We start from the raw sequence: 22249 nt of genomic DNA, 5'->3' as shown, positions 1-22249 counted from the left end.
TTTTGTGTTTTTTGCCCAAATAATTTGTGCTTTAAAAATTGAAGCTTTGAGCTTTCTGCTTTACGCTTTCACCTATAAAAACACTACCTTTGCCCCCGTTTTAATAAATTTATGAAAAGAGACAAATTAATATTCAAGCTATTGGATGAAGAGCAGCAACGCCAGGAAGAAGGCATTGAACTGATCGCATCAGAAAATTTTGTTAGCAGGCAGGTTATGGAAGCTGCAGGTTCTGTGGCAACCAATAAATATGCCGAAGGCTTACCAGGCAAACGCTATTACGGCGGTTGCGAGGTGGTTGACGAAATTGAAACAATAGCCATTGAAAGGGCCAAACAGTTGTTTAACGCTGAATGGGCAAACGTTCAGCCGCACTCAGGTGCGCAGGCGAATGCTGCTGTTATGCTGGCTTGTTTACAGCCAGGGGACAAGATCCTGGGCTTTGATTTGTCGCATGGCGGGCATTTAACGCATGGTTCCCCTGTTAATTTTTCCGGTAAATTATATGAACCGCACTTTTATGGTGTGAAAAAGGAAACCGGCAGGGTTGATTACGATCAGCTAAAAAAGGTTGCCCTTGAACAAAAACCAAAAATGATCATTTGCGGTGCTTCAGCCTATTCACGTGATTGGGATTACGAATTTATCCGCAAAGTGGCTGATGAAGTTGGCGCTTTGGTGCTGGCTGATATATCGCATCCGGCCGGTTTAATAGCAAGGGGATTATTAAATGATCCTATGCCATTTTGCCATATTGTAACTACAACCACACACAAGACCTTACGCGGACCGCGCGGAGGCATGATATTGCTCGGCAAAGATTTTGAAAATCCATGGGGTTTAAAAACACCGAAAGGCGAAGTAAGGATGATGTCGGCGTTGTTGGATATGGGTGTTTTCCCTGGTACACAGGGTGGACCGCTGGAACATATTATCGCTGCTAAAGCGATCGCCTTCGGCGAAGCATTGTCTGACGAATATATGAAATACATCCTGCAGGTAAAGGTAAATGCGGCAGCGATGGCACAATCATTTACCACGCGTGGTTACGAGATCGTTTCGGGCGGTACTGATAACCATTTGATCCTGATCGACCTCCGGAATAAAAATATTACCGGCAAAGCTGCCGAGAATGCACTGGTTTCAGCAGATATAACCGTAAATAAAAACATGGTGCCTTATGATGATAAATCACCATTTGTAACTTCAGGGATAAGGGTTGGTACTGCTGCTATAACCACCCGCGGGTTGAAAGAAAAGCATATGGATGAAATTGTTGAATTGATCGACATGGTGATCACCGATGCTGAGAATGAGCATGCCATAAAAAAAGTTAAGAAAAGAGTTCATAAATTGATGGGAGACCATCCGCTGTATAAAGATTAAATTTTAGCGGAATTTTCGTTTTTTTCAATTGTTTATTGACGTTTTTTTGCAACCTTTTGCCATTGATATCGTTTAACAAGGGTCAAATTATCTAAATATTTATACCTTGGAAACAGATCTTAAAATAAATGTGCTTGTTGTTGATGATAACAATATCAACCGGTTGCTGATCAACAAAGTGTTGACTAAGTGGGGCGCATCTGCTGATTTTGCCGAAAATGGCCTGCAGGCAATTGAAAAAATCACCAGCAACCGCAATTACGACGTCGTTTTAATGGATGTTTATATGCCCGAAATGGGTGGGATAGAAGCAACACAGGCTATCCGGGCAAATGAAGATCCTTATTTTCAGCAATTGCCTATCATTGCTTTAACAGCATCAATGCTGAGCAGCGAACGGGCGCAGATCATGGAATCAGGAATGAACGATTATATTTTAAAACCATTTGATCCGGCCAATCTTTTCGAGAAGCTAAGCGTTTTCCAGAAAGTAGGTTAGTAGGTTAAAGCTGAAAGGTAAAAGCAGAAAGGTAGAAACGTGAACCAAAATTCATCTTTCGGACTTTCCTTACTTTACAGACTTTCGGACTCATTCTGCATAAGCAATCGTAGCAATACTCAATTTTAATCCCTCAATCCTTAACAGTTGCGAGCCGCAGGCTTCCAGGGTTGATCCGGTGGTAATCACATCGTCAACCAGCAATACATGCTTGTTTTGTAGTGTTTCCGGGTTCGATACGTAAAAAACTTCCTTCATATTCTGATAGCGGTCGAAACGGGATTTTCGGGTCTGGGTTTCGGTAGCTGCCGGTCTTATAAGATTGTGTTCTATTACAGCGGCGTTTAGCTGCTTCGCAAGGCCTTCGGCAAAACAGGTGCTCTGGTTATATCCCCTGTGGCTTAATCTTTTCTTATGCAGGGGGACGGGGATGATGTGGTCGACATTTTTATAAATATCATTTTTAATAAGCTGTGCACCCGCAATCTCCCCCAATAAATTGCCTATTTCTTTTTGCCCCTTATATTTAAACCGGTGCATTAAATTTTGCACTTTGCCGCCCTTGGCAAAGTAAAAAAGTGCAAAGGCGCCTTCCAGTTTTATTTTGCCCCAAAATTGCTGGGCTACTATGTTATCGGGTAATAAATGAAAATTGGTATAGGGTAAGGTAATGCGGCATGAGGTGCAAATTAAATGCTCATTAGCCACCAGGCTATCCCCGCAGGCCGCACAAAGTTCAGGGAACAGGAACGAAATGAAATCTGCTATGTAGGTCTCGCGAAGTTTCATATTAGAGCAAGGATTCAAGAATCAAGAGCCAAGGTAAAAAATAACGAGAATAAATCAGTCGCTTCTTCTTTCTTAACATCTCTTTCTTAATATTTTTTTCTTGACGCTTGATTCTTGGCTCTTGGGTCTTGATTCTTGGCTCTCGCTTCCTATTTCCCGCCTTCTTTAATAGCCAGTTGTCCGCAGGCGGCATCAATATCTTTGCCCCGGCTGCGGCGCAGGTTGGTATTTATACCCTGTTTCCGCAGGTATTCCGCAAAAGCCTCAATTTTATCTTCGCCGGCATTAATAAAACTGGCAAACGAGATCGGGTTATATTCAATAATATTTACTTTACAGGGCAGGTGTTTGCAAAACCGGGCCAATTCCTCGGCGTCTTTCAGGCTGTCATTAAACCCGTCAAAAACTATATACTCATAAGTTACAGGGTTTTTTGTTTTGGCATAATAATACTTCAATGCTTCGGCAAGCGCTTTTAACGAGTTTTGTTCGTTTATAGGCATTATGGTATTACGCTTTTCATCATTGGCCGCGTGCAGGGACAAAGCAAGGTTAAACTTTACCTGGTCGTCGCCTAGCTTTTTGATCATTTTGGCTATGCCGGCTGTGGATACCGTAATTCTTTTCGCGGCCATGTTCAGGCCATCCTCCGAGGTTATTTTTTCGACAGACTCCAGCACATTTTTATAATTCAGCAGTGGTTCGCCCATACCCATGTATACGATGTTTGATAAAGGGATCCCGTAATTTTCTTTTGCCTGTTTGTCTATCAGTACTACCTGGTCATAAATTTCATCAGGGTTTAAGTTGCGTTTACGCTCCATATACCCGGTTGCACAAAATTTACACGTTAAACTGCAGCCCACCTGCGACGATACACATGCAGTCATCCTTCCGGGGGTTGGAATTAAAACGCCCTCAATTAGGTGGTTATCGAATAAAATAAAAGAATTTTTTATAGTTTTATCCGCGCTGAATTGTGAATTGTGAATTTTTACGTTGTTTATCGTAAAGTTATCGATCAGTTTTTGGCGGAGTTCTTTTGAAATATTACTCATCTCGTCGAAAGAAAAGCATGATTTATTCCATAGCCATTCATATACCTGTTTAGCCCTGAAGTTTTTTTCGCCAAGATGGCGTACAAAATGATCCTGTAGGGTTTCAAGGCTAAGGCTGCGGATGTCTATTTTCTCTTTGACGGTATTCACGCTTCAAAAGTACGAATTTTTAAAAACTTACTTTTTAAAAGCATTATTTTTATATTTAAAAACAATAACTTTAAGTTAAAGTATATTAAACATAAGCAGATGCGTTCAAAAAAAGGTAACGTGAGTTTAAAATAATTGAATGAAAAGTTTTAGAGCCGATTACGTTTTCCCTGTTTATGCCGATCCGATTAAAAATGGAATTATTACCGTTGACGATACCGGTAAAATAGCTTCCGTTACTGACCAACATTCTCATCCTCCTGGCGGTCCTGTCGAACAGCTTAGCGGTGTCATTTGTCCCGGATTTATTAATGCACACTGCCATGTGGAGCTTTCGCACCTGAAAGAAAAAATTAAACCGCGTACCGGGCTGGTTAATTTTATTATGGATGTTCAAAAATTCAGGAATATTGATAAAGGCGAGATCACTGATGCTGCGTTGAAAGCTGACGATGAGATGTACGAAAATGGCATTGTTGCCGTGGGCGATATTTCCAATACAAATAATACCATCGGGATTAAAAAAGCAAGTAAATTATACTATCATACTTTTGTTGAAACGTTTGGCTTTTTGCCATCAAGGGCCGAAGATACGTTTAATAATGCACTGGAGTTATTAAAAGAGTTTAAACCCATGTCGTGTTCAATAACACCGCATGCGCCGTATTCCGTTTCAAAAGAGTTATTTAAGCTGATTCGCGACCATAGTGCTTCCGGCCAAAATTTGATCAGTATGCATAACCAGGAGTGTGAGGATGAAAATAAGTTTTACCGGTACAAGCTGGGCAGTTTCCTGGATATGTACGATGCTTTTGGGATAGATATCCAGCACTTTAAACCATTGGCCCGTAATTCGGTGCAATCAGTACTGCCGTTATTAACCAATAAACAGGAAATTTTGATGGTGCATAATACCTGTACCAATTTAAAAGATATTTATTTTATAAAACGGTTCGACCGTAAAATTACCTGGTGTTTTTGCCCTAATGCAAATTTATATATCGAGAACCGGTTGCCAAAAATTGAACTTTTTATAGGGCAGGGATACAATATAACCCTGGGCACTGATAGCCTTGCCTCCAATAACCAGTTGTGTATTTTAAGCGAAATGCGCGCTATTCAGCATAACATGCCCGAGATCAGCACCGCGCGGTTAATTGAATGGGCTACGCTCAATGGTGCAAGGTTTTTAGGGATCGACGATGAAAAAGGTACTTTAAAACCAGGCAAAACACCCGGACTGAACCTGATCACAGGTTTGGATGGTTTAATGATCACCCCTGAGACAAGGGTGAGGCGGTTGGTGTAAGATTTGTTGTAATGTTGAAAGGTTGCAGAGTTTTAATGTTTTTTGAAAATTAACTTTGTATAGAAAATTTGTTGTAACGTTGAAAGGTTGTAAAGTTTTATTTTTTTGAATGCAGCTTTGTATGCATCATAACTTTCAAACTTAACTTTTAACATTCCAACCTTTCAACTTTACAACACTCCAACTAATAAAAATGAAACATCTCAATATAACAGTAAAAGGGCAAGTCCAGGGCGTATCGTACAGGGCGGCCACCAAAGCCGTAGCTGACCAACTGGGTGTTAAGGGAATCATCAGGAATGAGGCCAGCGGCGACGTGCTCATTGAAGCCGAGGGGGATAAGCTATCGCTCGAAATGTTTTTGGAGTGGTGCCATGAGGGCCCGGAACATGCAAATGTAAATCTTGTAGAAAGCCATAAAGGCGAATTAAAAAACTATCGTAATTTTGAGATTGTAAAAAAGAGTTTATAATGGTATAAACTTTTACAGAAAATCGCTTTACCTCATTGTCAACTGCAAAAAAATTCGCCGGGCAAACGGCCATATACGGGATAAGCACTATTGCCGGCCGCGTATTCAGTTTTTTCCTTACGCCTGTTTATACAGGTGCCTTCGCTCCGGGGATATATGGAATTTTAACCACCTTATTTAGCTATGCTTCCATTTTAAATGCCGTAATGGCTTTTGGGATGGAAACCACCTTTTTCAGGTATCTAAACAAGTACGAGAATGACCGGAAAAGGGTATATAATAACGCCTTTGCCTCTGTATTTACCATCACCATCCTCTTTTTGCTGCTCACATTGCCTTTTATTGGGCATATTGCAAATTTTATAAATGTAAATAAAGGCACCTCCGCCAGCGACTATAAGATTTATATCGAGTTTTTTATTGCTGTATTGGTGCTCGATGCCTGGTGCGTAATTCCTTTCGCCAGGTTGCGCGCTGAGGGAAAGCCCGGCAGATACAGCCTGATCAAACTTATTAATATCCTTATTTTTATTGTTTTAAACCTCATCTTTATATGGGGAATTCCATTCTGGATAGCACATCATCTGCCCGGCACCGGCTTTTTAAGCAGCTGGTACATTAAGGGATGGGTGGGATATGTTTTTTTATCGAACCTGGTATCAAGCGCGGTTACTTTATTATTGCTGATTCCTGAGTTTTTAAAGATCACGTTTGATTTTGATGGTAAAATGCTGGCCGAAATGTACGCCTATAGCTGGCCGGTATTAATTGCAAATTTGTCGTTCATCATTAATGAAAATTTGGATAAAATACTATTGGGGAAGCTTTTGCCTGTTAAGGACCTGCAGGATGTGGGGATTTATGGCGCTTGTGCTAAAATTTCCCTCTTCCTGAGCATATTTATACAGGCATTCAGGCTGGGGGCCGAGCCATTTTTCTTCAGTCACGCCAAAAGCAAAAATTCCGGGCAAACCTATGCCCGGATAATGGATTATTTTGTAATAACGGTTTGCGTAATATTTGTCGGCCTGGTGGCTAATATCGAAATTTTAAAATACTTTGTTCACGGGCACGACGCGCATCAAACCCATATCTATTGGAGCGGACTTGGCGTAATACCGCCGCTGGTTTTTGGATATGTCAGTCTAGGGATCTACATGAACCTTTCAGTATGGTATAAACTGTCCGATCAAACCAAATACGGCCTATACATATCAGGGGTGGGAGCTATACTAACCATCGTACTAAACGTTTTGTTTATACCAAAATACAGCTATATGGCATCGGCCTGGGCATCGCTCGTCGCTTATGCCAGCATGATGGTGCTTTCGTACGTTTGGGGGCAAAAGAATTACCCGATCCCTTATGATCTGAAAAAGAACCTGTGCTATATTATTTCCTCAATTCTTATCGTTTACTTGTCTTTCTATGTTTTTAACCGCAATATATTTGTGGGGAATTCGCTTTTATTATTGTTTATTTTAACAGCAATTTATTTTGAGTATAAAAATTTAAAAGCTATATTTATTAAACGATGAATATCAGGATAATTAACAAGTCGAAAAATAGTTTACCGGCTTATGAAACAGCCCATGCTGCCGGAATGGACCTTCGCGCGGATCTTGATGCAACGATACTTTTGAAGCCAATGGAACGTAAATTGATCCCTACCGGCTTATACATGGAACTGCCCGAAGGCTTTGAAGCACAGATCCGCCCGCGAAGCGGCCTTGCTTATAAACATGGTATAGGCATCGTTAATTCGCCCGGCACCATTGATGCGGACTACAGGGGTGAAATTAAGGTATTGCTGGTCAATTTATCAGACCAGGTTTTTGAGATAAGTACAGGCGACAGGATAGCCCAGATGGTGATTGCAAGGCACGAAAAAGCCATATGGCAACAGGTGGAAGAGCTAAATGAAACCTCGCGCGGAGCCGGTGGTTATGGCCATACAGGCGTTGCATAATGAGGGAATTAAGTTGAACGAACTACAGGAAGACGGTGTTACAGGTATGAAAAAGACGATAAATAACAGCAATAAAAAATCAGGCATATTTGCCAGGGTTCTGCCTGCTGTGTTTATGTCGGTTGTTGTGTTGTTTCTGCTTCAAACCGTAGGTTTTGCTCAAACTATCAAGGGCGATAACCAGGGTAAAGTGCTTACCTATGCAGATAGCTTAATGGTCAAAGACCTTTTTTTTAAAGCGCTGCGCGAAAAAACGGTTGAGAACCTGGTGACTGCCGCCGAACTTTTTCAGCGGGTGATACAAATTGATGCGGCCAATGACGCAGCCATGTACGAGCTGGCCAATCTGAAAAAGTTAAAAAATGATTATAGCGGCGCCCAGGGCCTGCTTGAAAAAGCAGTAGCAATTAATCGCGACAATACATGGTATTGGACATCACTTGCCGATTGCTACGAAAAAAGCAATAATATTGATAAACTTGAGAATGTTTTTGACCAGCTGATCCGTTTGAACCCCGAAAAAACGGATAGCTATTTTGATAAGGCAAACGTTTACTTTCATCAGCAAAAATATGATGAAGCGTTGCAGCTTTATGATAAAATAGAACTGTTATCCGGCCCAACCGACGATTTACTGGCCGACAGGCAAAAGATCTATTTAAAGCAGGGCAAAGTTGATCTGGCGGCAAAGCAGCTTGAAAAAATGATCAGTGCAAACCCTTCTGAAATAAAATACTATTTGTTCCTGTCCGAATTATACAATGCCAATAATTTCGCCGATAAGGCACTTAAGGTTTTACAAACTGCCGAAAAAATAGACCCTGGCAGCGGCCTGTTACACCTGGCGATGGCTGATATTTACAGGGATAAAAAGGACTACGAAGCCAGCTATAACCAGTTGACTTTAGCTTTTGCTATCCCGGATGTAGATATCGATCAGAAGATAAAAATTGTGATGGGTTATTTGCCAAAATTTCCCGACCCTGATGCCAAAGCGAGCGCACTTGAGCTGAGCCGGATCCTTACCCTTGCACATCCCGATGATTCAAGGGCCTTTGCTATTTACGGCGATATTTTACTTCAAAACGGCAAAGGGAAGGAAGCGCGGTCGGCCTATCAAAAATCCATTGCGCTTAATAACCAGGTTTATGAGGTTCAGGAACAATTGGTGCGGATAGAACTTGCTGACGATGACCTTGACGGCGCTGTTAAGGATGGTGAAAATTCCTTGTCTTTTTTCCCTAACCAGGCCTGGATGAACTACCTGGTTGGCCTGGCCTGGCTGCAAAAAAAAGATTTTAATAAAGCCATCTCCTATATCAAAAATGCTACCTCGCTCGAAATGCAGGATAAAGAACTCCTCACACAGTGTTACTCTTCACTCGGCGATTGTTATCATGGCGTAAAAGATTTTAAAAAATCGGACGGGGCTTATGATAAAGCATTGGAGTATAACGCTGATAATGTGTTCACTTTAAACAATTATGCCTATTATTTGTCGTTAAGAGGGGAGCAACTGGATAAAGCGGCGGCAATGTCAAAACATTCAAATGACCTGCAGCCAAATAATGCGTCGTTTGAAGATACCTACGCATGGATCTTATTTAAGCAAAAGGACTACACAGGTGCAAAACTTTGGATGGAAAAAGCACTTACTGACGATAAAAATAATAGTGCGGTGAAATCCGAACACTACGGTGATATTATGTTTTACCTGGGTAATGTTGACGCCGCCGTTGAAAACTGGAAAAAAGCTAAAGCAAACGGTGATAATTCGCCGGTTTTAGATCAAAAAATCAATGAAAGAAAATACATCGAATAACTGCCCCCGGTATCATCGCTTTAGAATAAGCGCATATATAAAATTATTCTCCATTTGTTCCCTTTTACTAATGTTTAGCTGTAAGGCAAAAAAACAATTGGTAGTAAAAAAAGCAGCGGCAATTGATACTGTTGCAAAAACGGTAAGCATAAAAACCTTAAAACTAAATGCTATTAAAGCTTCTCAAACTACTTTTAATACTTTTTCGGGTAAGGCGCGCGCTAAGCTGAATATAAATGGTGATATCAATGATGTTACCCTAAACATTCGTATCAAAAGCGATCAAAAGATCTGGATCTCAATTACCGCAATTGCCGGCATTGAGGTTGCACGGGCATTAATAACCCCTGATAGCATACTGCTGATCAATCGCCTTCAAAACGTGTATGTAAAAAAGCCATTTAGCTATATCAATAAATTTGCAGGGAGCCAGGCTAATTACAAAACGTTGGAATCACTGATCATTGGGAATGCGATACCCGAATTGGTGAGTGAAAATTCAGACCTCCAGGAAGAAAACGGAGGTACTGTACTTTCCGGTAATTTTTCGGATTTTGTTTTTAAGGTGATTTTCTCATCTGATTTGAGACCAAATCAAACCAATTTAAGTAACCAGAGTGCCGGTCAAACACTGCAGGTGGCCAACAGCGCTTTCATCCAGACAGGAAATAAAGTAATACCTTCCGAAATAGATATGTCTTCGATGGTGAAAGATAAAAAAATACTGGTTAATTTGCATTACGTTAAAGATGACTTTGATCAGCCGCTTGATTTTCCGTTCAGCATTCCGCCGCGGTACAGGCCTGCAGAGTAAACTTACAGAAATGTATATAATCCAGCAGGCAATTTGAGCTGGTTAAAGCAAGCAAAATTTAAGGATGAAATTTTTAAAAGCAGTATTATTTATAGTTTTTGTTTTTGCAGCCCTTGCCGTACATGCCCAAAGCAGTGCCGACCTGAAACGTCAGCGGGATGAATTGACCCGGCAATTGGATCAGCTTAACCAGGAATACGATCAAACGGTAAACAACAAAAAAGCAACGCTGAAGCAATTAAATCTCCTGAAAGAGAAGATCAACCTGCGCGAGGAGAAAATAAATAATATCAATTCGGAGATCAGGAACCTTGATAACCAGATCGCCGAAAGCAATTCTTCCGTCCATAATTTGCAGAGCCAGTTAGGCCAGTTAAAAAAAGAGTACGCTGCAATGGTGCTATTCACCTATTATAACCAAAGCTCATACAATAAGCTGATGTTTATTTTTGCCGCAAAAGACTTTAACCAGGCCTATAAACGTTTAAAGTATTTACAGCAGATAGGCACTTACCGCGAACGCCAGGCGGGCTATATACAGGAAACCCAGGTTGAATTGCATGTTAAAATCAACGAACTGGATAAAAATAAAAAAGAGAAAAGCACGCTGCTGGTTGATCAGCTGAAAGAAAAGGAGTCGCTGGGGAAAGAAAAAGAGACCCAGGTACAGGTAGTAGCCGATCTGTCGAAACACGAGGGGCTTTTAAAACAACAGCAGCAGGATATTCAGCGAAAGATCGCAAAAACCAATAAAGCAATTAATACAGCTATCCGCCGTGAAATAGAAGAAGCAAAGCGCAAGGCTGAAGAAGAAGAAAGAGCAAGGCAGCGGGAAGCAGCAGCCAGGGCCAAAGCTGAAAACAAAGAAACGCCGGTTGTTAAACCACGCACTGCCGTAAAAAACCTGTCAAACAGCGAGGTGTTAAATGCTACGCCTGAAGCTGCGAGACTTTCCAACGATTTTTTACAGAACAGGGGCTCACTGCCATGGCCCGTAAGCGCGGGGAGTTTGAAACAGGGTTTTGGGATTTATTATGATAATGAAGGTATTAAAAACGAAAGTTACGGATGGGATATAAAAACAAACCAGGGGGCTTCTGTCAGGGCTGTTTTCAACGGCGAAGTAACCCATATATCTGATGTAAGCGGAACATACCTGGTAATTATTAAGCATGGTGAATATTTTACGGCATACTCCAACTTGCGCTCGTATAATGTAAAACAGGGGCAAAAAGTAAGCACCAAGCAGGTAATAGGCGTGGTATCAACCGAGTCATCAACAGGTGAAGCGATCGTGAATTTCGCTATTTATAAAGGCCTCGATCCGGTAAACCCTAAAATTTGGCTTGTACCCAATTAAGTTTGGAATTTTTAATATTTTAATTGCCTATATTTGTAACGTCAATTCGTAAATTGTGATGTATAGTTCAGGCCTGTTGTTTATAAGCAATCTTTTTTCTTCAGACATGATAATTATCATGGTTGTTGCTTTATTCCTTTTTGGGGGAGAAAAGCTTCCTGAAATAGCAAGGGGATTAGGGAAAGGGATCCGTGATTTTAAGGATGCTTCGGATGGCATAAAGCGGGAAATTAATAACCAGATATACAATTACGAAGAGAAGCAGGAACAGAAAAAAATTGAAGAGCAAAGCACTGTTGAGCAAACTGCATCGCAGAATGAACCGGCGGAAACCAGCTCGATCAATTTAATAAAGCCGGTTGAAAATACAATACCGGCAAGCGAAGGGTATATTTACACGGGTGAAAGTACCGGAATTAACCACCAGGCTGACGACCACAATAATGTACTTAACGGCAATCATTCTGCAACGCATGATGAGGCTGCTTCAACCGGGAGCGAAACAACAAAGAATTCATAAGAATATTTCATCATAACATAAAAATTATAAATCATGGGACTTTTGGAACCAATGCACGTTATCTTAATTGTCTTTGCTTTATTGCTCCTTTTTGGAGGCAGAAAAATTCCTGAACTAATGAAAGGTTTGGGCAAAGGCATGAAAGAATTTAAAGATGCACAAAACGGGGAAAGCAGCAGTGCACCAACCAATACCAATACAAATCCAACAAACAATTCGGACGATAAGCCAAGGGTTTAAATATCAGTGGTTTGTGATTAGAGATTGGTTAAGAATAGGCAATAGAGATTAATTGTGGCCACACTTTTTCTAACCTCTAATCACTTATTATTATTATTTTAGGCCCATGACTAAATCATATACCTCTTTAAATGAAATAAAGAGTGAGATAGCCAGTGGGGAAATTACAGTTGAAAAGCTTGTAAAGGGTTATCTTAATAAAATTGCGATTAACTCCCGTTTAAATGCTTTCAACGAAGTTTTTGAACAGGAAGCGTTAATTTGCGCAAAAGAAGTAGATTCGCGTATTAAGCAAGGTATTGCCGGAAAGCTGGCCGGTATGGTTATCGCCATAAAAGATAATATTTGCTATAAAGGACATAAGGTTAGCGCCTCCTCAAAGATCCTTGATAATTTTACCTCTGTTTACTCGTCCACCATTGTTGAACGCCTTTTGGCCGAAGATGCGGTGATTATTGGCCGGTGTAACTGCGATGAGTTTGCCATGGGCGCTTCAAATGAAAATTCGCATTTTGGCCCTGTAAAGAATTTTGCCGACGAAAGCCGCGTACCCGGTGGGTCATCCGGTGGTTCAGCTGTTGCGGTGCAAGCCGGCATGTGCCATGCGGCAATTGGTACCGATACAGGTGGTTCGGTGAGGCAACCGGCTTCGTTTTGCGGGCTGGTAGGGCTAAAACCAACCTATGGCCGCATTTCAAGGCATGGCATTATCGCCTATGCATCATCATTCGACCAGGTAGGCCCTATTACCCGTTCCATTGCAGACGCTGCGCTTTTGCTTGAAGTAATGGCAGGGCCTGATGAATACGACAGCACATTGGCCAATAAAGCCGTCCCGTCTTATTTTCCCGATGATAAACCCGTATCAGTAAAAAAAATCGCCTATTTACAGGAGGCCATATCAAGCCCGGGAGTTGACAGCGAAGTAAAAAGCAACCTGATACAATACATTGATAAGCTGCGCAATGCGGGGCATATAGTTAAGCCTATTGCCTTTGAGTTACTTGATTTCCTGGTTCCTGCTTATTACATTTTAGCAATGGCCGAGGCATCATCAAACCTTTCACGGTATGATGGTGTTCATATCGGGTACCGCAGCCCGGCGGCAGTCGACCTGCTTTCTACCTACAAAAACTCCCGTTCTGAAGGTTTTGGCAAAGAAGTAAAACGGCGTATTATGCTGGGCACTTTTGTATTAAGCGCCGGTTATTACGATGCCTATTTTGCAAAAGCCCAAAAAGTGCGGCGGATGATCAGGGAAAAAACAGATGCTATTTTACAGGAATACGATTTTATATTGGTACCTACGGCACCTGAACCTGCGTTCCCGATCGGCAGGAAGGAAAAGGACCCTGTTGTAACTTACCTCGCAGATATTTTCACTGTCCAGGCATCTTTATCGGGAGTGCCCGCGATTTCTTTACCTACTGGCAATAATAGTAAAGGATTGCCGTTAGGGTTACAATTGCTTGCGCGCCATTTTGAAGAAAAGGAATTGTTGAATTTTTCCGAATATTTCCTTGGGCTTTAAAAAAATTAATAAATTAGTAAAATATTAATTTAAGAAAGTAATTCCCCTGGTTATAAACTTTATAGGATGAAGAGAATATTTACTTTAATTTGCTGCTTATTATTTCTGCAAGTAGTTAAAGCCGCCTCTTTTTCAGCAGCGTTTTCTGCTGATCTTTCTTCAAAAATAGTTCCTCTGGTTAAAATTCCTTATGATAATAACCCGGGTTATGACCGTGATACTGTTATTTTACCCATCGTAAATCAGCCGGCGCCTTTAACCGGCGAATACAATATTTTCAAAAAACGCCTTGATTCTCTTAAAAAGGATGTTCCACTGGATTATAATGAATATGTGCAAAGCTATATTGAAATATACGCACATAACCGTGAAGAAATGGGCCGTGTACTCGGATTAACCAAATATTACTTCCCTATTTACGAAAAAGCATTTAAAGATGCCGGGATCCCGGACGAATTGAAATATTTATCCATTGTTGAATCAAAGCTCGACCCTTATGCGGTTTCAAGGGTTGGCGCTACTGGCCCCTGGCAGTTTATGTTTACTACGGCTAGGCTTTACGGCTTAAATATGGATGATTATGTAGATGACCGGCGCGACCCGATTCAGGCCACCTACGCTGCGGCCGCTTATTTAAAAGATGCATACCAGGAATTTGGCGACTGGCTGTTGGCTATTGCATCGTATAATTGCGGTAAAAGTAACGTTGAACATGCGATAGACAAGGCCGGCGCAGCCGACTTTTGGTCGATTCGCCAGTATTTACCTGCCGAAACAAGAGGATATGTGCCCGCATTTATAGCAGTTACTTATTTAATGAATTGTTATGCTCACCACAATATTATCCCGCAGGCTTGCGACTATGCTTTAAAAACCGATACCGTATTGGTAAACAAATATGTTTCCCTTGGTGCTGTGGCCCAGGTGCTGAATATCGATGTAAGAGCATTGGCCATGCTAAATCCTTCGTATAAACGGCAGATTATAAATGGGACAGCCGCGTTACCCCGCAGAATGGTGATCCCGCAGGTGGATAAAAGTAAGTTTGGCGTTTTGTATGATGCCTTAAACAATTCAAATTTAGAAGCTGCAGTTCCGGTTGCGATGCATGCTGTATATGCTGAAAAGAAAACTGAAAGCCACCCGCTTTACCATAAAGTAAGAAGAGGGGAGACGCTCAGCGACATTGCCGACCTCTACGGAATAGAATTACAGGACCTGAAAGCCTGGAATCACCTGCACGGAAAAAAAGCCGTAGTAGGGCAAAAACTTAAGCTCAGGGAAACCGCAGACGAACCTGATGGAGCAGAAACGCCAAAAAATAGCCATAATTATATTACGTATATCGTAAAGAGAGGCGATACACTTAACGGGATAGCATCCAAATTTGACGGGGCGTCTGCTGAAAAGATAAAATCGTTAAATGGTTTAAAAAAAGGCCGGCTCCAACCAGGCATGACCATAAAGATTAGCAAGGGATAATCTATTTCGGCTGAGAATTTAAATTCCTGGTCAGATTTTAACCCGGCAGTCCATTTAATTTACATTTCGCCTTTTCCCTTTATCCTTTCACCTTTTTTCTCTTTCGGCAAAAAAGAATCGTAATTTTGTCACTTGAAACTGAGAAGATGAATAAACCTAACCGGAACCAGGACGCCTTAAATTACCATTCAAAAGGCCGGCCCGGAAAGATACAGGTTGTGCCGACAAAGCCTACCAATTCGCAGCGGGACCTCAGCATGGCCTATTCGCCCGGAGTTGCCGAACCATGCTTACGCATTGCCGATAATGTTGATGACGTTTATAAATACACCGCCAAGGGTAATCTTGTGGGGGTGATCAGCAATGGTACCGCGGTGCTCGGCCTGGGTAATATAGGCCCCGAAGCCAGTAAACCCGTAATGGAGGGTAAAGGGTTATTGTTTAAAATTTATGCCGATATAGATGTTTTTGACCTCGAAGTTAACGCGAAAACCGTTGATGAATTTGTAAATATTGTTAAGGCGCTCGAACCCACTTTCGGCGGCATCAACCTTGAGGATATTTCTGCCCCAACCTGCTTTGAAATTGAGCGAAGGTTAAAAGCCGAAATGAAAATTCCGGTAATGCATGATGACCAGCATGGAACGGCTATCATATCAGGTGCAGCGTTGCTCAATGCCTGTGAAATACAGGGGAAAAAGCTTGATAAAATAAAAATGGTAGTCAACGGCGCGGGCGCCGCTGCTGTATCCTGCTCAAAAATGTACTTAGCGCTGGGCGTTAAAAAGGAAAACCTGGTAATGTTTGACATTAACGGGGTGATTACGCCCGACCGGACAGATCTTGATGAAATAAGGCTTGCATTTGCCACTACCCGCACTGATGTAAAAACGCTGACAGATGCAATGAAAAATGCTGACGTTTTTGTTGGCCTTTCAGCCGGAAATGTAGTGAGTGCAGAAATGCTTAAAGTAATGGCCAAAAACCCGGTTGTTTTTGCCATGGCTAATCCGGACCCTGAAATAAGCTACGACCTGGCCATCCAAACACGGAAAGATATCATCATGGCTACCGGCAGATCGGATTTTCCCAACCAGGTAAATAATGTTTTGGGCTTCCCCTATATTTTCAGGGGGGCGCTTGATGTGCGCGCCACGGCCATTAATGAAGAAATGAAGATTGCCGCGGTAAAGGCAATTGCCGAAATGGCTAAAAAACCCATTCCCGAAGCGGTTAACCTTGCCTATAACACTACAAACCTGAAGTTTGGCCGCGATTATATCATCCCAAAACCGATGGACCCGCGGTTAATTACCGAAGTTTCCTCAGCAGTGGCATTGGCTGCAATTGAATCAGGCGTGGCACGTAAAATTATTACGGACTGGGAAGCCTATAATGAAGAACTAAGGCTGAGAATTGGTATTGATGATAAGTTATTACGCAACTTAACTTACAAGGCACGGCAAGATCCGAAACGAATAGTATTTGCTGAAGCTGATACTTATAAGATTCTAAGGGCAGCTCAAATTGTAAAGGAAGAAGGCATCGCTACACCGATATTGCTGGGGAACATAAAAAGGATCAGGCAGATTATGCGGGATTACGAAATTGACCTTGGCGATGTGAAAATTATTGATACCAAGGAACAATGCGACCGGATTGAGGAATATGCGGATTACCTGTACCTTACCCGGCAAAGAAGAGGAATAACGCTAACAGAATCGCGGAAGCTGTTACGCGACCGAAATTATTACGGTGCCTGTATGGTTCAGTTTGGTGAGGCCGATGCGCTTATTTCGGGTTTAACAAAAGATTATGCAACTACAATAAGGCCTGCTTTGCAAATTATCGGTACTATCCCGGGGGTAAGGCGTGTTGCTGGGATGTATATGATGATCACTAAAAAGGGACCGGTGTTTTTTGGCGATACTACGGTAAACGTAAACCCGTCTACACAGGACCTGGTGGATATTACGGTACTAATAGAGCATTCTGTAAGGCAGTTTAATGTGAACCCAAGGGTAGCCATATTGTCTTATTCAAACTTTGGGTCGAATGACGGCCCTGTGCCTGAAAAAACAAGGGAAGCAGTAAGTATTTTGCATGAGAAATACCCTGAAATGATAGTCGATGGCGATATGCAGGCCAACTTTGCCTTAAATGCCGACTTGCTTGCTGATAATTTTCCTTTCAGTACACTTAAGGGCCGCCCGGCAAATACACTGATATTCCCGAACCTGGAGTCGGGCAACATTGCCTATAAATTATTGCAGGAAATGGGCGGCGCAGAAGCCGTTGGGCCAATATTGCTTGGGCTGAAAAAGCCTGTACATGTACTGCAGCTGGGCAGCTCGGTAAGGGAGATCGTAAATATGATAACCATTGCCGTTGTTGACGCGCAGGAAAAAGAGAAGGAAAATATTTAAAAACACGCAAAAAACGAACGTTAAAATATTAATTTAGCGCATTGATAAATTTAATATTTTAGCGTTTTTAAGCCTGATAAGCAATAAATAGTTATTGCTGATACAGTGATACAAAAAGATACGGTTGTCAAAAACCTTTAACCTTTTACATTTCGCCTTTTACCTGGATTATTGAAAAACAACATATGTACGCCTATATTGATGGAAAATTAGTTTTTAAAAGCCCGGCCTTTGTTGTTATTGATGCCGGAGGGGTTGGTTATCATATCAATATTTCATTAAATACATTTTCGCGGTTGGGCGCGTCTGAGCGCTGCAAATTGTACACCTGGCTTCATGTAAAAGAGGATGCCCATACTTTATACGGCTTTGCTGATGAAGGCGAACGCCGTCTTTTTTTGCACCTTATTTCAATTTCGGGCATCGGGCCAAATACCGGCCGGATGATGCTTTCATCCATTACGCCGGAGGAAATTCAAAACGCCATTATTTCGGGTAATGTATCATTGATCCAAAGGATCAAGGGTATTGGTCCCAAGTCGGCACAGCGCATCATACTTGAGCTCCAGGATAAACTGCGCAAAGAAGGTCCGGATACTTTGAGCACCGTGCCGCTGAACAAAACAGTAAGAGAAGAGGCCCTATCAGCATTGGTGATGCTGGGATTTGCGCGACAGGCTGCTGAGAAGGTACTTGACCAGGAAATAAATAAAAATAATGGCGACTTAACTGTCGAACAATTAATAAAATTTGCTTTAAAAAGTTTATAATTACGTACTATTTTACGCTGAAACTTGATAAGAATTTTTACCCCCAAATTTTTTACCATTCTATTAATTTCTGCACTTTGCAGGGCAGGGCAGGCTTTTGCTCAAAAATCAGGCACGGGTACTAAAAAAGATTCTGTAATTGTAACTGTTCCGGTAACCCTTCCTGAATCCAACAACCAAAGGTCGTTAAAAGGTTACTTCGATGTTGATCCACCCAACCTGGTGCGCACTATTGAATATGATGCGGTAACCAACCGTTATATATTATACCAGCGGGTAGGGAACCTTTTATTCAGGCCTCCGCAATATCTTACTTTTGCTGAATACCTATCCTTATTGGAACGTGAAAACGAACGTAAATATTTCAAACAACTTTCAGATACTTATGCGTACCAATCGCAACAGCCTGGGTTTATACCAACCATAAAAATTCATAGCCAATCTTTCGAGCGAATCTTCGGCGGTTCAAATATTAATTTCAGGCCGCAGGGTTCTGCTGAAGCTATATTATCGGGCCAGATCAATAAAAATGATAACCCGCTGCTCAATACCACACAGCGGAGCCAGTTTAATTTTAATATGGACCAAAAGATCCAGTTAAATGTAACGGGGACTATCGGCGATAAACTGAAAATAACCACCAATTATAATACCGATGCCCAGTTTCAGTTTGAGAACCAGATCAAGCTGGAGTATACGGGCCATCCGGATGAGATCATTCAGAAAATTGAATTGGGTACAGTTAGCATGCCCCTGCCAACTACGCTGATCACCGGCAGCCAGGCTTTGTTTGGATTAAAAACTAAATTAAAATTCGGCAAACTGCAGGTAACCAGCATTTTTACACAGCAGCGTTCGCAGGCGCAAACTATTACCATTACCAATGGTTCGCAACAGGGATCGTTTAAACTATCTTCGGCGGATTATGATGCCAACAGGCACTTCTTTTTGTCGCAGTTTTTCAGGAATAATTACAATTCAGCGTTAGCAAATATTCCAATCATCAGCTCAAACATCAATATTACCAAAATCGAAGTTTGGGTAACCAACAGGGTTAACAGCACCACAAACTCACGCGACGTGCTGGCATTTTTAGACCTGGGAGAAAATAAGCCCTATAATACTACTTTGGTACGTGGTGGCTCGGGCTTTTCAGGCATGCCCGCAGGTACAACGTCACCCGGTTTTCCCCAGCAATCAAACTCATTGCTTCGCAATTTACCTGCCAGCGCACGCTTAACCTATGATCCCCAAAATAGCATATCGACTTATTTTGCCAGTTCGGGGGCATCAGACAACTATGCCAAATTAACCTATGCACGGCAGTTAACCACAAAAGAGTATACCCTGCACCCTCAATTGGGGTATATTACCTTAACCGCGCCGTTAAATAACGACGAGGTACTTGGCGTAGCCTATCAATATACTTATAACGGTGTGCAGTACCAGGTGGGTGAATTCTCAAGCGACCAGCCGGTGAATCCAACTACCCGCAAAGTATTGTATGTGAAATTATTAAAGAACCAACTGTTAAAGACAGCCTTGCCGACCTGGAATTTAATGATGAAGAATATTTACTCATTAAACGCGCTCCAGATCAGCCCGCAGAATTTTAAAATGAAGGTGTCGAGGCTGGATGATAAATCGGGGATCCAGAAGGAAGTTATGGAGGAGGGGCAAAACATGAAAAGCAAGCTCTGGATTCAAAACCTGGGCCTTGATAATCTTGATGCGCAGCAAAACAAACAGCCTGATGGTTATTTTGACTACCTGGAAGGCGTTACTATTGATTCAAACAACGGCATCCTCATCTTTCCCACGGTGGAGCCTTTTGGGGCCGACCTTGCAAAACAGTTTCTACCCGGCGAACAAAACCTGGTTAACCGCTATGTGTACCAGCCGCTCTATGATTCAACACAAACCACGGCCAGGCAATTGTTCCCTAATTTAAACAGATACACTATTTCCGGTACCTATTCTGCAACAAGCGGGTCATCGTACCAGTTAAACGCAGTGAATATTCCGCAAGGCTCGGTAATAGTAAACGCAGGCGCAACTACCATGGTTGAAGGTACCGACTATACCATTGATTATAATGCGGGCCGTATCACGATATTAAACCAGTCGCTGCTTGCCTCCGGCCAGCCCATTACGGTTAAAGTTGAAAATAATGAACTCTTCGGCGTTCAGCAAAAATCACTTTTTGGCACCAGGTTAGATTATAAGGTTGACGACAAATTAACCCTGGGTGCCACTTTCATGCACTTAACGGAACAACCCATCACCCAAAATGAAGTGATAGGCCAGGAGTCGATCTCCAATACAATGCTTGGTTTTGATGCCAACTATAGTTCGCCGTCAAGATTCCTTACCAGGCTTGTTGACAAAATACCGTTTGTTCATACAAAAGTGCCTTCTTCATTTAGTTTTAACGGCGAGTTTGCAAAATTGATACCGGGAAGTCCTTCGGCCCTTAATTTTGCGGGATCAAAAAACGGAACGGCCTACCTGGATGATTTTGAGAACAGCCAGTCGGTTATAGATGTTAGCGCAGCCAATACCTGGCAAATTTCAGGCGTGCCCAATAATCCATTATTTAAGGAATATACCCATTTCAACGACCTGAGTTACGGCTACAACCGCGCGCGACTGGCGTTTTATAATATCGACCCGATATTTTATACCAGCACTACGATCCCCATCAGCAGGAACGAGTTATCCAATAATTATGTAAGGCAGGTGCTGCAAACAGAAGTATTCCCCTTTAAACAATCACCTACTGGTCAGCCTTTGCCTTTGGCAACATTGGACCTTGCTTTTTACCCTATGGTTCGCGGGCCATACAATTTTACCACTACCGGACTTAATCCGGATGGAACGCTGCAAAACCCCACTACACGCTGGGGAGGTATCTTCAGGGGGATAAATTCAAGTGATTTTCAGGATCTTAACGTTCAGTATATTGAATTCTGGCTGCTCGATCCGTTTATAAACAAACCCAGTTCAACTGGCGGCGATGTGTATTTTAACCTCGGTAATATGTCAGAAGATATATTGAAAGATGGGCAAAAAGGGCAGGAAAACGGCTTGCCTGCCGATGGAAGCACAATCAACACTACCGAAACGGTTTGGGGAAGGGTGCCAACCATTCAACCTGTAGTAAACTCATTTGATAGCAATCCGGCTGCCCGTGCTCTACAGGATGTGGGTTTGGACGGGATTGGAGATGCTGCTGAAAAGGTAAAATTTGCCGGCATTATCCAACAGGTAAAAGGCGCGGTAACAGGCCAGGCCGCAACTGATTTTACCAATGACCCGGCGTCGGACGATTATCAATATTACCAGGGCCCCCAGCTCGACCGGGCCGGTGCAGGCATCCTGGCGCGTTACAGCAAATACAACGGTACCGAAGGCAACTCGCCAACAGCACAGCAATCACAGGCCCTGCTTGGCCTGCAAACCTCTGCCGCCACGGCCATCCCGGATGGTGAGGATGTGAACCACGATAATAATATGGACCAGGACGATGAGTACTTTGAGTATAAGGTGCACCTTAGTCCGCAGGCACTGGTTGTGGGCCAGGGTTATGTAACCGATAAGGTTACCTCGCAGGTTAAATTGCCTAACGGAACAACCACAACAGTTAACTGGT

At 42.3% G+C, this 22249-nt stretch carries 18 protein-coding genes; 16 read left to right on the top strand and 2 right to left on the bottom strand.

The features are described from left to right. Positions 1-111: 111 nt before the first annotated feature. Both glyA and QZY09_RS21715 read left to right on the top strand, forming a co-directional pair. Positions 112-1386, top strand: a complete 1275-nt coding sequence (gene glyA / locus QZY09_RS21720) for a serine hydroxymethyltransferase (RefSeq protein ID WP_295676042.1) — start codon at positions 112-114, stop codon at positions 1384-1386. A 106-nt stretch (positions 1387-1492) separates the two neighbouring features. Beyond that, a complete protein-coding gene (locus tag QZY09_RS21715) occupies positions 1493-1885 on the top strand; it encodes a response regulator (RefSeq protein WP_295676040.1) in 393 nt (130 codons plus the stop codon). Positions 1886-1975: 90 nt separating this feature from the next. Here the strand turns inward: QZY09_RS21715 and QZY09_RS21710 are convergent, their stop codons facing one another. Continuing rightward, positions 1976-2674, bottom strand: coding sequence for a ComF family protein (locus QZY09_RS21710; RefSeq protein WP_295676037.1), 699 nt, complete (start codon positions 2672-2674; stop codon positions 1976-1978). A gap of 149 nt (positions 2675-2823) precedes the next feature. Continuing rightward, a complete protein-coding gene (gene rlmN, locus QZY09_RS21705; RefSeq protein WP_295676035.1) occupies positions 2824-3882 on the bottom strand; it encodes a 23S rRNA (adenine(2503)-C(2))-methyltransferase RlmN in 1059 nt (352 codons plus the stop codon). Between the two features lie 139 nt (positions 3883-4021). Here rlmN and QZY09_RS21700 point away from each other — a divergent pair, with 139 nt between their 5' ends. The 14 genes from QZY09_RS21700 to sprA form a co-directional block, all read left to right on the top strand. Further along, positions 4022-5191 (top strand): amidohydrolase family protein, encoded by a 1170-nt coding sequence (locus tag QZY09_RS21700; protein ID WP_295676033.1) that lies wholly within the window; start codon positions 4022-4024, stop codon positions 5189-5191. Between the two features lie 193 nt (positions 5192-5384). Then, positions 5385-5663: an acylphosphatase gene (locus tag QZY09_RS21695; RefSeq protein WP_295676031.1), complete on the top strand. Its 279-nt coding sequence runs from the start codon at positions 5385-5387 to the stop codon at positions 5661-5663. A gap of 35 nt (positions 5664-5698) precedes the next feature. After that, the gene (locus QZY09_RS21690; protein ID WP_295676029.1) at positions 5699-7201 is read left to right on the top strand and encodes an oligosaccharide flippase family protein; all 1503 of its coding nucleotides are present in this window, start codon (positions 5699-5701) and stop codon (positions 7199-7201) included. Continuing rightward, entirely contained in the window at positions 7198-7632 is a 435-nt protein-coding gene (gene dut, locus QZY09_RS21685; protein ID WP_295676025.1) for a dUTP diphosphatase, read from the top strand. Before QZY09_RS21690 ends, dut begins: the two co-directional genes overlap by 4 nt. Beyond that, positions 7583-9454, top strand: coding sequence for a tetratricopeptide repeat protein (locus QZY09_RS21680; protein ID WP_295676022.1), 1872 nt, complete (start codon positions 7583-7585; stop codon positions 9452-9454). Before dut ends, QZY09_RS21680 begins: the two co-directional genes overlap by 50 nt. A 70-nt stretch (positions 9455-9524) precedes the next feature. Next, positions 9525-10268, top strand: a complete 744-nt coding sequence (locus QZY09_RS21675) for a DUF4292 domain-containing protein (RefSeq protein ID WP_295676020.1) — start codon at positions 9525-9527, stop codon at positions 10266-10268. A gap of 64 nt (positions 10269-10332) precedes the next feature. Further along, positions 10333-11628, top strand: coding sequence for a peptidoglycan DD-metalloendopeptidase family protein (locus QZY09_RS21670; protein WP_295676018.1), 1296 nt, complete (start codon positions 10333-10335; stop codon positions 11626-11628). Between the two features lie 118 nt (positions 11629-11746). Further along, complete coding sequence (locus tag QZY09_RS21665) at positions 11747-12148, top strand: twin-arginine translocase TatA/TatE family subunit (RefSeq protein ID WP_295676015.1); 402 nt, start codon at positions 11747-11749, stop codon at positions 12146-12148. Between the two features lie 33 nt (positions 12149-12181). Next, entirely contained in the window at positions 12182-12388 is a 207-nt protein-coding gene (locus tag QZY09_RS21660) for a twin-arginine translocase TatA/TatE family subunit (RefSeq protein WP_096354758.1), read from the top strand. Positions 12389-12494: 106 nt separating this feature from the next. Then, positions 12495-13919: an Asp-tRNA(Asn)/Glu-tRNA(Gln) amidotransferase subunit GatA gene (gene gatA / locus QZY09_RS21655; protein WP_295676014.1), complete on the top strand. Its 1425-nt coding sequence runs from the start codon at positions 12495-12497 to the stop codon at positions 13917-13919. A 66-nt stretch (positions 13920-13985) separates the two neighbouring features. Next, complete coding sequence (locus QZY09_RS21650; RefSeq protein ID WP_295676012.1) at positions 13986-15401, top strand: lytic transglycosylase domain-containing protein; 1416 nt, start codon at positions 13986-13988, stop codon at positions 15399-15401. A 146-nt stretch (positions 15402-15547) separates the two neighbouring features. Beyond that, positions 15548-17827, top strand: a complete 2280-nt coding sequence (locus tag QZY09_RS21645) for an NADP-dependent malic enzyme (RefSeq protein WP_295676009.1) — start codon at positions 15548-15550, stop codon at positions 17825-17827. Between the two features lie 185 nt (positions 17828-18012). Beyond that, positions 18013-18597 (top strand): Holliday junction branch migration protein RuvA, encoded by a 585-nt coding sequence (gene ruvA / locus QZY09_RS21640; protein ID WP_096354752.1) that lies wholly within the window; start codon positions 18013-18015, stop codon positions 18595-18597. A 24-nt stretch (positions 18598-18621) separates the two neighbouring features. Next, positions 18622-22249: cell surface protein SprA (sprA, locus tag QZY09_RS21635; protein ID WP_295676005.1), on the top strand; the 3628-nt coding region annotated here is incomplete at its 3' end.

Source organism: uncultured Mucilaginibacter sp. (assembly GCF_903913935.1).
Lineage (GTDB): Bacteria > Bacteroidota > Bacteroidia > Sphingobacteriales > Sphingobacteriaceae > Mucilaginibacter.
The sequence above is the reverse complement of the archived record's forward strand: the minus strand, read 5'-3'. Positions and strand labels throughout refer to the sequence as shown.

Coding starts and splice junctions, on each gene's coding strand:
- QZY09_RS21645 (WP_295676009.1), top strand. CDS start 15,548: ATGAATAAACCTAACCGGAACCAGGACGCCTTAAATTACCATTCAAAA.
- QZY09_RS21650 (WP_295676012.1), top strand. CDS start 13,986: ATGAAGAGAATATTTACTTTAATTTGCTGCTTATTATTTCTGCAAGTA.
- QZY09_RS21700 (WP_295676033.1), top strand. CDS start 4,022: ATGAAAAGTTTTAGAGCCGATTACGTTTTCCCTGTTTATGCCGATCCG.
- QZY09_RS21695 (WP_295676031.1), top strand. CDS start 5,385: ATGAAACATCTCAATATAACAGTAAAAGGGCAAGTCCAGGGCGTATCG.
- QZY09_RS21710 (WP_295676037.1), bottom strand. CDS start 2,674: ATGAAACTTCGCGAGACCTACATAGCAGATTTCATTTCGTTCCTGTTC.
- dut (WP_295676025.1), top strand. CDS start 7,198: ATGAATATCAGGATAATTAACAAGTCGAAAAATAGTTTACCGGCTTAT.
- QZY09_RS21665 (WP_295676015.1), top strand. CDS start 11,747: ATGGTTGTTGCTTTATTCCTTTTTGGGGGAGAAAAGCTTCCTGAAATA.
- glyA (WP_295676042.1), top strand. CDS start 112: ATGAAAAGAGACAAATTAATATTCAAGCTATTGGATGAAGAGCAGCAA.
- QZY09_RS21675 (WP_295676020.1), top strand. CDS start 9,525: ATGTTTAGCTGTAAGGCAAAAAAACAATTGGTAGTAAAAAAAGCAGCG.
- QZY09_RS21680 (WP_295676022.1), top strand. CDS start 7,583: ATGAAACCTCGCGCGGAGCCGGTGGTTATGGCCATACAGGCGTTGCAT.
- QZY09_RS21660 (WP_096354758.1), top strand. CDS start 12,182: ATGGGACTTTTGGAACCAATGCACGTTATCTTAATTGTCTTTGCTTTA.
- gatA (WP_295676014.1), top strand. CDS start 12,495: ATGACTAAATCATATACCTCTTTAAATGAAATAAAGAGTGAGATAGCC.
- QZY09_RS21670 (WP_295676018.1), top strand. CDS start 10,333: ATGAAATTTTTAAAAGCAGTATTATTTATAGTTTTTGTTTTTGCAGCC.
- ruvA (WP_096354752.1), top strand. CDS start 18,013: ATGTACGCCTATATTGATGGAAAATTAGTTTTTAAAAGCCCGGCCTTT.